This is a genomic window from Streptomyces sp. NPDC031274, assembly GCF_055570235.1.
On sequence record NZ_JBVIHP010000006.1, the window covers coordinates 300,279 to 314,336 of the forward strand.

Below are 14,058 nucleotides of genomic sequence, written 5' to 3' on the forward strand. Positions count from 1 at the left end.
TTCTCGAGGAGGAAGGTCTGATGGAAACCCGGTGCCGGAAGGGGAGAAGGGGGGGGGGGGGGGGGGGGGGGGGGGGGGGGGTCGCCCCCCCCCCCCCCACCAAAAGGGGTGAACGGCCGTAACTTTCCCGTGCCGGTAGCGTTCTGTCGCGCTATGGCACCGGGAGAGCGCTCTTTCGCTACGGAACGTTAAGCTGCGGCCAGCTCCCTGCGGGCCGTGCGGCGCTGTGCCGCGGCCTCCGGGTCGAGCGCGGGCACGGCCGCCAACAGCTGTTTGGTGTACGCCTGTCGGGGCGTCCCGTACACCTCGTCGACGGTTCCCTGCTCGACGATCCGGCCCTTCCTCATCACCGCGACCCGGTCGCTGACCTGGCGTACCACCGCGAGGTCGTGCGCGATGAAGACGAGCGCGAGCCCGTGCTCCTTCTGCAGTTCGGCGAGGAGCGCGGTCACTTGCGCCTGCGTCGTCACGTCGAGCGCCGAGACCGGCTCGTCGCACACGATGACCCGGGGGTCGGCCGCGAGGGCCCGTGCGATCCCGACACGCTGACGCTGGCCGCCGCTGAACTCGTGCGGATAGCGCCCGTAGTACGCCGGATCGAGCCCGACGCGCTCCATGAGGTCGCTGACGCGTGCGCGCACGACGGAGTCGTCGCGCTCGCCCCGCGCGCGCAGCGGATCGGCGATGGACTCCCCGATGCCGCGGCGCGGATTGAGCGAGGAGACGGGGTCCTGGAACACCATCTGCACCCCGGCCCGCGTCCCGTCGGCCGACGCCGACGCGCCCCCGTGCCGGATCTCCCCCGCCGAGGGATCGAGGAGCCCCACCAGCATCCGGCCGAGCGTCGTCTTGCCGCTGCCGCTCTCCCCCACGATCCCGAGCGTCTCCCCCCGGCGGACCGTGAGCGACACGTCGTCCACGGCGGCGAACGCACGCTTTCCGCGCCCGAACTCCCGGCGCAGACCGACCGCTTCGAGGACGACGTCGCCCTGCGCGGGGGCGGCGATCTCACGCGGCGAGTCCACCCGGGGCACCGCCCCGAGCAGTTCCCTCGTGTACGCCTCCCCGGGCGCGCCGAGAACCTCCCGCACGGGCCCCCGCTCGACGGACCTGCCGTACCGCATGACCAGGACGTCGTCGACACTCTCCGCCGCGACGCCCACGTCGTGCGTGACCAGGAGCAGGCCCATCCCGGTCTCGGCCCGCAACCCGTGCAGCAGGTCGAGGATCTGGGCCTGCACGGTGACGTCCAGGGCGGTCGTCGGCTCGTCGGCGATCAGGAGCTCGGGCTCGCAGGCGAGCGCCATGGCGATGAGCGCGCGCTGCCGCATGCCGCCGCTGAACTCGTGCGGCCGGGAGCGCGCCCTGCGCACGGCATCCGGAATGCCCACCCGGTCGAGCACTTCGACGCCACGCGCGCGTGCCGCCCTGCGCGAGGCCCCGGTGTGCACGCGGTACACCTCGGCGATCTGGTCGCCCACCGCGTAGTACGGGTCGAGGGACGACAGCGGATCCTGGAAGACCATCGCGGCCTTCCCGCCCCGAAGGCGCCGCAGCTCCTCACCGGACGCTTCCTGTACGTCGATGCCGCCGACCAGAACGGATCCGTCGACGCCCGCGCCGGTGCCCCGGTGGAGCCCGAGCAGCGCGGAGGCCACCGTGCTCTTGCCTGACCCCGACTCGCCGACGAGGCCGAGCGCGGCGCCCTTCTCCAGCGTGAAGGAGAGCCCGTCGACGGCGCGCGTCTCACCGAAGTCGACCACCAGGTCGGTCACTTGGACGAGGCTCTGGGCCACGCTCATGACAGGACCACCCTTCGGTCGGCCACCGCGTAGAGGACGTCCGCGACGGCGTTGGCGAGCACTACGAAGAAGCCGGTCACCAGGACCATGCCGACCACGACCGGCAGATCGACGACCTTGACCGCGTGCACCAGTTCGCGCCCCATGCCGGGCAGGCCGAAGAGCGTCTCGCTGAGCACGGCGCCGCCGAACATCGACCCGAAGTCGTTGGCGCTCATCGCGATGACCGGGGCGAACGCGCCCCGCAGGGCGTGCTTGCCGATGATCGACCGCTCCCCGACGCCGTACGCGCGAAACGTCCGCACATGGTCGTCGGCGAGGGTCTCCAGCATCGAGGCGCGGGTGAGGCGCGCGTACTTGGCGGCCTCGATCAGCGCGAGGGACAGCCAGGGCAGGAGCAGGTTCCACGCCCACTGTTGAGGGTCGTCGGTGAACGGTACGTACTGCGGGAAGGGCAGCAGGTTCAGCTGGCCGCAGACCACGATCATCAGGAGGAGACCGATGACGAAGACGGGTGTGGCCGTGCCCGCGAGCGTGACGGCGGTCAGGACGCGTTCGGTGACGCGCCCGCGCCGCCAGGCGGACAGGACGCCGGTGCCGACGCCGAGGATCAGCCACATCACCATGGCGCCGAGCGCGAGCGACCCGGTGACCGGCAGCTTCGCCACGATCAGCTGGGTGACCTGCTGGTCGCTCTGGTAGGAGAGCCCGAGGCAGGGGGCGTCGCAGTGCTCCACGCCCGTGCCCGTCGAGTAGTCCTGGCCGACGAAGATGCCCTGGAGGAAGTCCCAGTAGCGGACGTACACCGGATCGTCGAGCCGCAGCTGCTCGGTCACCTGGGCCACTTGGGCCGGTGAGCAGCGCGGACCGCAGGTGATCTGGGCGACGTCGCCGGGAGCGACGTAGAAGACCGCGTAGATGATCACGGAGATGGCGAGCAGCGTGACGAGGGCGCCGACCGCGCGCCTCAGGAGGAAGCCGGTCATGCCTTGCCCTCCCGCTTCCGCCCGGTCCCGATCCGCAGCCGCGACGCGGCCCGTGGATCGAGCGCGGTCCGCACGCCGTCACCCAGGACGGTCAGTGCGAGCACCGTCACGAACAGCGCCCCCGCGGGCAGCAGTAGGTACTGCGGCGCCGCCTGGTACCAGATGTCGGCCGAGGTCAGCATCTGTCCCCAGGACGCGGTCGGCGGTTTGACGCCGACGCCGAGGAAGGAGAGCGCGGCCTCCACCGTGATGTTCATCGGGACGAGCAGCGCCGCGTAGGTGATGACGGGGGCGGCGAGCCCCGGCAGGAGTTCGCGGCGCGCGATGCGCCAGGTGCTCCAGCCGCTGAGCCGGGCGGCGGCCACGTAGTCGAGCTCCTTGAGGGTGATGGTCTGCGCGCGCACGATCTTGGCCGTACTGCCCCAGGCGACGAGCCCGATGACCAGGGCGACCAGGACGGGGCGCGGGAAGCCGCTGGGCACGATCGCCATCAGGGCGAGCGAGAGGACCATCAGCGGCATGGCGACGATGACGTCGGTGGCGCGGCTGAGCACCTGGTCGACCCAGCGGTTGCCGAGCCCGGCCGCGATGCCGACGCAGACGCCGAGCAGCACCTGGACGAGGGTCGCGGCGAGCGCGACGCCGAGGGAGACCCGCGCGCCGTACACGAGACGGGCGAAGAGATCGCGCCCGGTCTGCGGTTCGACGCCGAGCCAGTGCTCGGCGCTGATCCCGCCGAACGAGCCGATGGGCACGCCGCCGCGCCCGGAGTCGATGAGGTCGGGGTGGTACGTACTGGGGTCCTGGCCCTCGATGGCGGTGAGCAGCGGCGCGGCGAGCGCGACCAGGACGAGCAGCGCGACGACGGCCGCCGCGACGAGGGCGGCGCGCTGCGTACGCAGCCGCCGCCAGAACTGACGGGCACCGGAAGCCGGGGCGGGCGCCGTGACGCCCGTCCCCGCTTCCGGGGCCAGAAGGGCCTCGCTCATGGTGATGTGACCAGTAGCCCTTACTTGACCGCGACCTGCGAGACGTCGAGGACGCCCGTCCAGTCACTGATCACGATGTTCTTGACGTCCTTGCCGTAAAGGCGCTTGTAGACCGGGTGGAAGAGCGGCACGGTCAGGGCCTGCTCGCCGATCTTCTTGTCGAGGGCGCCCCAGCGCTTGGCGGCCGCGTCGAGGTCGGTGAGCTTGTTGATCTCGTCGATCTCGTCGTTGACCGACTTGTCGTCCAGGAAGCCGGTGTTGAAGTTGGCGCCGTCCTTCACGATCTGCCGCCCGTCGAAGATCGGGGCGAGGAAGGGGCCGCCGGAGGGCCAGTCGGCACCCCAGTGGGCGAGGAAGAGGCCCGGCTCGGTCTTGGCGCTGTGGACCTTGTCCTTGTAGTCGTTGTCCTCGAGACCCTCCAGCTTGACCGTGATCCCGGCCTTCTTCAGGGCGTCCTGGATCGCGGTGGCGATCTCCGGGCTCGTCTCGAAGTCCTTGGCGTTGGAGTGGGTCAGCGTGATGGTGAGCCCGTCCTTGTGACCGGCTTCCTTCAGGAGCTCCTTGGCCTTCTTCGTGTTGCCGGACTTGCCCGCCGGGAAGTGGTCGTACTTCGTGTATCCGAAGGACTTCTGGTTCGGCAGATACGTCGTCGCGGGCTCGGCGAGCGAGGAGCCGCCGGCGGCGTTGACGACGGACGAACGGTCGACGGCGTACGAGATGGCCTGGCGCACCTTCGGGTCGTCGAAGGGCTTCACCTTCGGGTTGAAGGCGAGGTAGTTCGTGTATCCGAAGTGCCCGGTGCCCACCCGCGCGGCGAGGGCCTTGTCGCCGGTGACCTTGGCGAGTTCGGCGGGGCCGAGGTTCGTGTCGGTGGTCACGGCGGCGGCGTCCGCGCCCTGGCCCGCCGAGAGCCGCTGGTTGATCACGGACGAGTTGAGGCCGGACCGCACGTCGATCTTGTCCGGGTAGGCCTTGCGCTCTGGGTCGGTCTTCGCCGACCAGTGCGGGTTGCGCTCCAAGGTGAGGCGCTCGCCGTCGTTCTCGTTCTTGACGACCTTGTACGGGCCGGACGAGACCGGGTGCTCCTCGTACTTCGTGCCCTTGTCCTTGCTCTTGGGGACGGGCGTGAACTGCGTCTGCGTCGCCAGATAGGGGAATTCGCCCTCGGGCTTGTTCAGGTGGAAGACGATGGTCCGCTCGTCGGGCGTCTCGATCGACTCGAGCCCCTTGCCGCTCTTGTCCTTGTACGGTCCGGCGTACTTGTCACCGCCGATCAGCCAGTCCCTCAAGTAGGGCGCGCCACCGGAGAGTTCACCGGCGAAGGAGCGCTCGATGCCGTACTTGACGTCGGCGGAGGTGATCGCCGAACCGTCCTCGTACTTGAGCCCCTTCTTCAGGGTGTACGTCCACACCGTGGCGTTCTTGCTCGACTTGCCGAGGTCCGTGGCGAGGTCGGGCACGACCTCCGAGCCCTTGGCGCCGTCCTCGCGGTTGCGGGTGGTCAGGGTGCGGAAGACGAGCGAGGGGACGTTGCCGCCGCCGGAGGTGTAGAGCCGCGCCGGGTCGAAGTCGACCTGCGGCTGGCTGTTGAGGACGGTGAGGGTGCCGCCCTTGGCGGGCTTGCCCTCGGCGCCGCCGCTCCCGGCGTCGTTGTCCTCGGGGCCCGCGCAGGCGGCGGCGCCCGCTGCCAGGACGAGGCTGACGGATGCCGCTGCCACGCGGCGGGCTATGACGGACGGTTGACGCATGGGAAGGGACCTCTCGGAGAAGCAAGCAGGGGAAGAGCGCTTGAAAAGAGCAGAGCTCGCCCCGGGGCCGCCGAAGAAGGTCAGTCAGGACCGCGGAAGGTGCAGCGGAAGGTGCAAAGGGTGCACAGGGTCCGGAATGAAAGCGACGCACGCGCCAGGGGCGGGCGTCAGCAACAGTGGATGTCGGACACGCAGAGCGCGGTCACGCCAAAGAGCGCCAGCTCAAGGGCGGCGCGCGAGGAGGCGTGACGAGGCGACATGCGGAGAAATATGAACGAACTTTCGGCGGATGTCAAAGCCGTCGACCACACGGTGAGCACAGAACGCTCACCGCGTGGTCGATTCGCCGGGGCCTGCTCTCTCAACTCTTCGGAAAAGCCCAAGGGTTGGCCTTGCACTTGATTCCGTCGTGATTGAGGAACTTCGTCTGCTGCTGCATGACGGGCGCGAGCTCGCCGTCCTTCGTGCAGTCCGTGTGATTGAAGCCGAGCCGGTGGCCGACCTCGTGGTTGATCAGCATCTGCCGGTACGGGTGGATGCGGTCGCCGTAGGTCTTGGCGCCCTGCGCCCACCGATAGGCGTTGATCATGACGCGGTCCGTGGCCGCGGAATCACAGGAGACGTTCTGCTGAAGGGTGTCGAGCCCGGATTTCGCGCACCACTTCCCGGTCGTCCCCGGACTGGCGAGCGTGATGACGAAATCGGGCTTCCCCGAAGAGATCCGCTCGAAGGTCCGGCCGCCGTTGTGCGCCCAGCTCCGGTCGTCGTTCAGGGTCTTCTGCACGGCCGCCGCGAACAGCTCGCCGTCCAGGCCCATGCCCTTCTCGACGTCGACGCGGTAGCGGAACTTCTGCCCCTTGCCGGGCGCCTTGTCGAACCCGGCCATCGCGTCGAAGTCACCGGACGCCGTCAGCTTGGCGTCGAGCGGGTACTTCTTGGCCATCTTCGTCTCGTACGTCGCCGGGGCGGACTCCGCGGGCGTGGGCCGGTCGTCCGAGCGGGACGCGTCATCGGCCGCGGCGCGGTCTTCCTGGCCCTTCGCGGCCTGCGTCCGGGGAGCGGAATCCTTTGCGCCGTCGGCCACCTGCCCGGCGACGACGACCGCGAGGACGGTGGTGACAGCGGCGGCGGCTATGCCGGTGAAGGTACGGCCCTTGCCGCCGCCGGACTTGCCGCCCTTGCCGTCGTCGTCCTGATCGTCCTGGTCGTCCGCGATGCCGCCGGGGCCGTCGGTCCCGCCGGTCGCGCCGGACCCTTCAGCACCTTCAGCTCCCTCAGATCCTTCGGACCAGAGCTGTCCGTGGGCTTCCTCGTCCTCGTCGACCGCGCGGTCCCAGTCGGTGACGGAGGCGTACGGGTCGCGGGGCGGGATGCCGGTCGGGGCGCCGGGCGGGGCGGGTGCGACCCGGGTCGCACCGGTCGCGAAAAGGTCTTCTTCGGGGATCTCGTCGCCGAACGCGTCCACGTACTCACGACGGGGGCCCGGCACGCGGGGCGGCGCGGTCCGGGGCCCGGCTCCCCAGGCCCCACCCGGCTCACGCTGCTCGGGGTGCCCGCCACGGACGTGCGGCGTGCCACGCGGAGGTGTGGCCTGGGGCATGCCGTGCGGCGGGGTGGCCTGCGGGACGCCATGCGGCGGGGTCGCCTGCGGGATCCCGTGCGCGGGCGTGCCGCCGTCCCCCGGGGCGCGTCTGCGGCGCCCGGTGCCGGGACCTGGCGGGCGTGCGCCCTGCGGTGACGGTATGTCGGCAGTGTCCGTACTGCCCGTGTTGTCTTCGAGGTCGACCGAACCTCGGCGGCTATGACGTCCCACTCGCCGCTTCAGCTCCCCGAGCTCGACTGACCGGATGCATTCAACTCTCCTGTGTCCGCGAGGAGTTCGCGGATTGCCGTGGCCACCGTATCCGGATACTCCATCATCGCCACATGCCCCGCGTCGGGCAACGTGAGCAACCTTGAGTCACGGAACGCGGCAGCGGCCTTGCGCGCCATACGGTACGAGACGAGCAGATCCCGGCCGCCATAGATCAGCAGCGTCGGCGCGAGCACCCGCTCCGCCTGCCGCCACAGACCCTGCTGCCCGCCCATGGTGTAAGCGTTCACGATGCCACGCGCCGAGCGGGCCATCGCATCCCACATGTACGGCAGGGCGAGTCTGCGCTCCATCTCCCGCACGGCCGCGCTGTACCCCTCGGGCGAGACCCGGCCCGGATCGCCGTAACAGAGCGCCATGACGCCGCTGACCCGCTGCTCGGCCGTCCAGTCCTTGGTGAGCCGGGTGAACAGGCTCGCGACGCCGGGCACCGCGAGGAGCCCGGTCGGCAGTGCCGTGCGCTGCACCCGAAGCTCCGGGAGCGCGGGCGAGATCAGCGTGAGGGTGCGGACCAGGTCGGGGCGGACGGCGGCGACGCGCGTGGTGACCGCGCCGCCCAGCGAGTTGGCGATCAGATGCACGGGCCCGTCCTCGCGGGCGTCCAGATAACGGATGACCGCGCGCGCGTGCCCGGTGACCGAGTAGTTGCCGTCGTCCGGCGGCGGCGAGTCGCCGAACCCCGGCAGGTCGACCGCCGCACAGTCGACGACGTCCTCGAGCAGCGGCATCAAAGCCGACCAGTTCTGCGAGGACCCGCCGAGCCCGTGCACGTACAGCGCGGGCGGCAGACCTTCGCGGACCGGCGGTCTGGAACGCACCGAAAGCGTGAGCCCGGAGAGGGTGACCGAGTCGATCCGCTCGCCCGGCGCGACCCCGACGGCACCCGGTTTCGGGGCGACGGAGGCGGCGATCAGGATCGGCAGCTCGGTCGAAGACATGCGGCAATGTTACGAGACGATCACACGGTGGCTCATGTGTTCGCAGTCACAGATCCTGATATTCGTGGTCACGGATACCGAATTCACCGTCACGGATCGCGACGGCGGCGCCCGGAGATCACGTAGCGCCCGGTTCGGAGGTCTCCTAGGCTCATAGAAGAGGGCGCACTGGGCACTCGCACCACTAGTCCGTAAGGGACTCCTAGTCCGCAAGGGACTCCGTAGGGAAGAGAGCCACGATGACCGTCGACCCGTCCGACCCCGAGACCTTCCAGACCGAAGAGACCACCGGCAACACCGACATCACCGGCATCAACGACATCAGCCCCGAGGCACCTGAGGCCGATGCCGCGGAGCAGCACACCGACCTCGCGCCGAGCCGGGACGACTCCCTGGAGGGCGCGGACACGGACGCGGCCAACGAGGCCGACCTGGCCGAACAGGCCCGCGTCGTCAACATCGACGAGGACGACTATCGCTGAGCTGCCCGTGTTTGCCCTGCTACGCATGGGTTTCGCGGGCATCCAGTCCTTGAAATTCTCCGCTCGTACCGCGCACATCAGGGTTACCGAAAAGTACGATGGCCGCGCGGCGCACACCGCACATTCACGATCATGGGAGGCGGCGTGACAGCCATCGAGCAGACAGATGCAGCGCGCCCACGGGGCACACGCCTGCCGCGTCGTGCCCGACGCAATCAGTTGCTGGGCGCGGCACAGGAGGTCTTCGTCGCGCAGGGGTACCACGCGGCGGCGATGGACGACATCGCCGAGCGCGCCGGAGTCAGCAAGCCGGTGCTCTACCAGCACTTCCCCGGAAAGCTCGACCTATACCTCGCTCTGCTCGACCAGCACTGCGAATCACTGCTGCAGTCCGTCCGTACGGCGCTCGCGTCCACGTCGGACAACAAGCTGCGGGTCGCGGCCACGATGGACGCCTACTTCGCGTACGTGGAGGACGAGGGCGGTGCCTTCCGCCTCGTCTTCGAGTCCGACCTGACGAACGAGGCCGCGGTCCGCGAGCGCGTGGATCGGGTCACGCTCCAGTGCGCGGAAGCGATCTGCGAGGTCATCGCCGAGGACACGGGCCTGCCCCGTGACGAGGCGATGCTGCTCGCCGTGGGGCTCGGCGGCTACTCACAGGTGGTCGCCCGGTACTGGCTCGCCAGCGGCAGCACGGTCCCGCGCGACAAGGCGGTGGAACTGCTCACCTCGCTGGCCTGGCGCGGTATCGCGGGCTTCCCGCTGCACGGCCTGGACGGTCACTGAGCATTCCCGATCTCTGTTCGCTCCTGGCGTGCAGCGGCGAAAGCATGAGCATCGCCTCACCGGGCTAATGTGTGCTGAGTACGGCGCGGACGGCCGCGCACATCACTGACCGTCGGAGGGACAAAGCCGTGGAGGTCAAGATCGGCGTGCAGTACGCGCCCCGCGAGATCGTGCTCGAGAGCACGCAGAGTGCCGAGGAAGTCGAGCACGCGGTGTCCGAGGCGCTGACCGGCAAGTCGCCGCTGCTGAGCCTCGTGGACGACCACGGCCGCAAGGTCCTGGTTCCGGCCGACCGCCTCGCGTACGTCGAGCTCGGCGAGCCGACCGCGCGCAAGGTGGGCTTCAGCGCCCTGTAGTTCACGGGCGCTGCACGCAGGACGAACAACGAGAACGGCCCGGTGGTCACAACCACCGGGCCGTTCTCGTGTGTTGACGCGCCTCGCGCACTTCAGGCGCGTCGGCGCGAAGGCACGGAGACTCTGGAGGCGCGGAGGCCCGGAGACTCTGGAGGCGCGGAGGCTCTGGAGGATTGCGTTCCGGCTGCCAGGGGTAAGACCGGCTACGACCGTTTTGCACCTGGCCGCGAGGGAGGGACACCCTGTGATTCTGGAAGCACTCGGCTCTGCACTGCTCGGTTTCGCCCTGGCATGGGCCACGGCCCACCGACTGGCCCACCGGCTCCCCGCGCGGGACCTGGTCCTGTCGACCGGGGCCGCGGGCGGCGTGATCGGCTCCTTCGTCACGCACATGGCCATCGGCGCCGGCCACGCACCCGCCACACTCGTAGGCGCGGTGGCAGTGGCAGCGGCCCTGCTCTCACTCCTGATCCGCCCCACCCGCAGCCGACTGCGCCGTCGCTCAGCGACGGCGTAGGGCGCCGGGGGCCCGCAGGAGGCCGCGCCCAAGGGGGCGCGGACGCGGGGCTCTGGCATACGCGGCACCGCCGCACGGGCGCCCCCGAAGGGGCGCGGGGACCGGCGCGCTCAGCCACGACGCACCCGCAGGCAAAAACAGCAGCCCCACCACAACGCCCAAAGGGGCGCGAGGAACTGCGCGCCCAACCACAACGCGCCCGCAGGCAAAAACAGCAGCCCCACCACGACACCCAAAGGGGCGCGAGGAACTGCGCGCCCAACCACAACGCGCCCGCAGGTGAAAACGCGGGTGAAAAAGCAGCCCCCAGCCCCCGGAGCCCCAGCGACTACGCGGCGAGCCCCAGCGCAGCCATCCGCTTCGTGTGCGCCTCAGTGATCCGGGAGAACATCCGCCCGACCTCGGCGAGGTCGAAGCCATCGGCTACGCCCCCGACCAGCATGGTCGACAGGGCATCCCGGTCGGCAACGACCCGCTGCGACTGCGAAAGCGCCTCGCCCATCAGCCGCCGCGCCCACAGCGCGAGCCGCCCGCCCACGCGCGGGTCCGCGTCGATCGCGGCGCGCACCTTCTCGATCGCGAAGCTCGCGTGCCCCGTGTCGTCGAGCACACCGAGGACGAGACGACGGGTGTCACCGTCGAGCCGCGCCGCGACCTCGCGGTAGAAGTCACTGGCGATCGAGTCGCCCACGTACGCCTTGACCAGGCCCTCCAGCCAGTCCGAAGGAGCCGTCTGCCGGTGGAAACCGTCAAGGGCCTCCACGAAGGGCTCCATCGCCTCGGTGGCGTCCGCGCCGATCTCCGAGAGCCGGTCCCGCAACCGCTCGAAGTGGTGGAACTCCGCCGACGCCATCTTCGCCAGCTCAGCCTTGTCCCCGAGCGTCGGCGCCAGCTTCGCGTCCTCCGCGAGCCGCTCGAATGCCGCGAGCTCTCCGTAGGCGAGCGCTCCGAGCAGATCCACGACCGCGGCGCGGTAGTGCGGCTCGTCAGCGGCGGTCTTCCAGTCCTGGGCGGCGATTCCGGTGGGTTCGGCAGGTGTGTCAGCGGCAGTGTCAGGCGTCTCCATAAACCGCACAATAGCCCGCGCGCGGCAACGTGTAAGGGCCTGGTCAGTGACTGTGACGACGACTACGTGACCTAATCGCCAGACACGGCTGCGAGATTCCGGGGTACAGTGGTAATGCGCCTGTCGAATATTCGTCGGGCCGTATGAATGAGGATGCCCGGTCGGAGGCCCGATCGGCTCCGACCCGACAGCCCTCCAGGCGGCCCGCGAAGTGCGGACGGCACGAGGAGGGAACCTCAGCGGTACGAGCGCTCGAGCGCAGGCAGTGGTCCCGCGCCCCCGGCCCAGCCCCCCAAAGCAGCCGGCGGTAGTGGCACGGTCACGACCCCCAGCGTTCGCCTCGGGCCGCGTCTCACAGAAGAGGCAATGCCCTGACTACGACTTTCCGCGATCTCGGAATTCTCACCGAGACGGCCGAGGCCCTTGAGGCCGTCGGCATCATCAGCCCTTTCCCCATCCAAGAGATGACGCTGCCCGTAGCGCTCTCCGGCTCCGACGTCATCGGCCAGGCCAAGACCGGCACCGGCAAGACGCTCGGCTTCGGACTCCCGCTCCTGGAGCGCGTCACCGTCCCCGCGGACGTCGAGGCGGGCCGGGCCAAGCCCGAGCAGCTCACCGACGCCCCGCAGGCGCTCATCGTCGTCCCCACCCGTGAGCTGTGCCAGCAGGTCACGAACGACCTCCTGACCGCCGGCAAGGCGCGGAACGTACGCGTCCTCGCCATATACGGCGGCCGCGCCTACGAGCCGCAGGTCGAGGCCCTCAAGAAGGGCATCGACATCGTCGTCGGCACGCCGGGTCGTCTTCTCGACCTCGCGGGCCAGAAGAAGCTCAACCTCAAGCACATCAAGTGCCTGGTCCTCGACGAGGCCGACGAGATGCTCGACCTGGGCTTCCTGCCCGACGTCGAGCGGATCATCAACATGCTTCCGGCGAAGCGTCAGACGATGCTGTTCTCGGCGACCATGCCGGGCGCGGTCATCGGCCTGGCCCGTCGCTACATGTCGCAGCCCACGCACATCCGCGCCACCGCGCCGGACGACGAGGGCCAGACCGTCGCGAACACCAAGCAGCACGTGTACCGCGCGCACAACATGGACAAGCCCGAGATGGTCTCGCGCATCCTGCAGGCCGACGGCCGCGGACTCGCGATGATCTTCTGCCGCACGAAGCGGACCGCCGCCGACATCGCCGAGCAGCTCGAGAAGCGCGGCTTCGCCTCGGGCGCCGTACACGGTGACCTCGGCCAGGGCGCCCGCGAGCAGGCGCTGCGCGCGTTCCGCAACGGCAAGGTGGACGTGCTCGTCTGCACGGACGTCGCCGCGCGCGGCATCGACGTCGGTGGCGTCACGCACGTCATCAACTACCAGTCCCCCGAGGACGAGAAGACGTATCTGCACCGCATCGGCCGCACCGGCCGCGCGGGCGCCAAGGGCATCGCGATCACGCTGGTCGACTGGGACGACATCCCGCGCTGGCAGCTGATCAACAAGGCGCTGGACCTCGGCCTCAGCGACCCGGTCGAGACGTACTCGAGCTCTCCTCACCTGTACGAGGAGCTGAACATCCCGGTGGGCACGAAGGGTGTGCTGCCGCGTGGGGAGCGGACCCGTGCCGGGCTCCGCGCCGAAGAGGTCGAGGACCTCGGCGAGACGGGCGGCAAGGGTGGCTCGCGCGGGCGGGACCGCGATCGTGGCGGTCGTGACCGTGGCCGTGACGGCGGGCGTGACAGTGGGCGTGACCGTGACCGCGGGAGCGCCCCTGAGCAGGAGCGCGAGCCGCGTGAGGCGCGTACGCCGCGTCGGCGTCGCCGCACTCGCTCGGGTACGCCGCTGGAGGCGCCGGCCGTGGCGGAGGTCGCCGCGGTTGCCCCTGCCCCTGCGTCTGCGTCTGCGTCTGCCCCCGAGGCCGAGCTGACGGAGCCGCGCACGCCGCGTCGCCGTCGCCGGACGCGTAGCGGCTCGGAGGCAGCGGAGGCTGTCGTCGACACGGTCGAGGCCGTGGAGACGACGGTCGAGGCCGAGGCGCCTGCCACGAAGCCGCGTCGGCGTACGCGCAAGGCTGCGGAGCCGGTCGCCGAGGTCGTCGCGGAGACCCCCGCCCCTGAGGCCGAGGTTGAGGCGCCCGCCGCCAAGCCGCGCCGCAGGACCCGCAAGGCTGCGGAAGCCGCCGTCGACACGGTCGAGGCCGTGGAGACGGTCGAGGCCGAGGCGCCCGCCACGAAGCCGCGCCGCCGCACCCGCAAGGCAGCGGAGGCTGTCGTCGACACGGTCGAGGCCGTGGAGACGACGGAGGAGCCCGCCGCCAAGCCGCGTCGGCGTACGCGCAAGGCCGCGGAGCCGGTCGCCGAGGTCGTCGCGGAAACCCCCGCCCCTGAGGCCGAGGTTGAGGCGCCCACCGCCAAGCCGCGCCGCAGGACCCGCAAGGCAGCGGAGGCTGTCGTCGACACGGTCGAGGCCGTGGAGACGACGGAGGAGCCCGCCGCCAAGCCGCGTCGGCGTACGCGCAAGGCCGT

General features: G+C 70.3%; 13 protein-coding genes. 5 read left to right on the forward strand and 8 right to left on the reverse strand.

What is annotated here, in order from left to right:
- Window positions 1–188: 188 nt before the first annotated feature.
- From ACZ5CR_RS13145 to ACZ5CR_RS13175, 7 genes are all read right to left on the reverse strand, one after another.
- Entirely contained in the window at window positions 189–1,802 is a 1,614-nt protein-coding gene (locus ACZ5CR_RS13145; RefSeq protein ID WP_468856779.1) for a dipeptide ABC transporter ATP-binding protein, read from the reverse strand.
- Complete coding sequence (locus ACZ5CR_RS13150; RefSeq protein WP_468856781.1) at window positions 1,799–2,788, reverse strand: ABC transporter permease; 990 nt, start codon at window positions 2,786–2,788, stop codon at window positions 1,799–1,801. Before ACZ5CR_RS13150 ends, ACZ5CR_RS13145 begins: the two co-directional genes overlap by 4 nt.
- Window positions 2,785–3,777 carry an ABC transporter permease gene (locus tag ACZ5CR_RS13155; RefSeq protein ID WP_468856784.1) on the reverse strand — a complete coding sequence of 331 codons (993 nt, stop codon included), beginning with the start codon at window positions 3,775–3,777 and terminating at the stop codon, window positions 2,785–2,787. Before ACZ5CR_RS13155 ends, ACZ5CR_RS13150 begins: the two co-directional genes overlap by 4 nt.
- A 20-nt stretch (window positions 3,778–3,797) precedes the next feature.
- Complete coding sequence (locus ACZ5CR_RS13160; protein WP_468856786.1) at window positions 3,798–5,525, reverse strand: ABC transporter substrate-binding protein; 1,728 nt, start codon at window positions 5,523–5,525, stop codon at window positions 3,798–3,800.
- A gap of 167 nt (window positions 5,526–5,692) precedes the next feature.
- The gene (locus tag ACZ5CR_RS13165) at window positions 5,693–5,785 is read right to left on the reverse strand and encodes an Ms4533A family Cys-rich leader peptide (protein WP_344520500.1); all 93 of its coding nucleotides are present in this window, start codon (window positions 5,783–5,785) and stop codon (window positions 5,693–5,695) included.
- A 101-nt stretch (window positions 5,786–5,886) separates the two neighbouring features.
- On the reverse strand, window positions 5,887–7,338 hold the full coding sequence (locus tag ACZ5CR_RS13170; RefSeq protein WP_468856788.1) for a DUF3152 domain-containing protein: 1,452 nt from the start codon (window positions 7,336–7,338) through the stop codon (window positions 5,887–5,889).
- An 8-nt stretch (window positions 7,339–7,346) separates the two neighbouring features.
- Window positions 7,347–8,336 (reverse strand): alpha/beta fold hydrolase, encoded by a 990-nt coding sequence (locus ACZ5CR_RS13175; protein WP_468856791.1) that lies wholly within the window; start codon window positions 8,334–8,336, stop codon window positions 7,347–7,349.
- Between the two features lie 239 nt (window positions 8,337–8,575).
- Between ACZ5CR_RS13175 and ACZ5CR_RS13180 the strand changes: the two genes are divergently transcribed.
- From ACZ5CR_RS13180 to ACZ5CR_RS13195, 4 genes are all read left to right on the forward strand, one after another.
- Window positions 8,576–8,818: a hypothetical protein gene (locus ACZ5CR_RS13180; protein ID WP_468856792.1), complete on the forward strand. Its 243-nt coding sequence runs from the start codon at window positions 8,576–8,578 to the stop codon at window positions 8,816–8,818.
- Between the two features lie 144 nt (window positions 8,819–8,962).
- On the forward strand, window positions 8,963–9,604 hold the full coding sequence (locus ACZ5CR_RS13185; RefSeq protein ID WP_468856795.1) for a TetR/AcrR family transcriptional regulator: 642 nt from the start codon (window positions 8,963–8,965) through the stop codon (window positions 9,602–9,604).
- Window positions 9,605–9,732: 128 nt separating this feature from the next.
- A complete protein-coding gene (locus ACZ5CR_RS13190) occupies window positions 9,733–9,960 on the forward strand; it encodes a DUF3107 domain-containing protein (RefSeq protein ID WP_383272662.1) in 228 nt (75 codons plus the stop codon).
- A 244-nt stretch (window positions 9,961–10,204) separates the two neighbouring features.
- Window positions 10,205–10,477 carry a hypothetical protein gene (locus ACZ5CR_RS13195; protein ID WP_468856797.1) on the forward strand — a complete coding sequence of 91 codons (273 nt, stop codon included), beginning with the start codon at window positions 10,205–10,207 and terminating at the stop codon, window positions 10,475–10,477.
- Window positions 10,478–10,805: 328 nt separating this feature from the next.
- On the opposite strand, the gene ACZ5CR_RS13200 is transcribed toward ACZ5CR_RS13195, so the two are convergent.
- On the reverse strand, window positions 10,806–11,543 hold the full coding sequence (locus ACZ5CR_RS13200) for a ferritin-like fold-containing protein (RefSeq protein ID WP_468856800.1): 738 nt from the start codon (window positions 11,541–11,543) through the stop codon (window positions 10,806–10,808).
- Window positions 11,544–12,007: 464 nt separating this feature from the next.
- Here ACZ5CR_RS13200 and ACZ5CR_RS13205 point away from each other — a divergent pair.
- Window positions 12,008–14,058: DEAD/DEAH box helicase (locus ACZ5CR_RS13205; protein WP_468856803.1), on the forward strand; the 2,051-nt coding region annotated here is incomplete at its 3' end.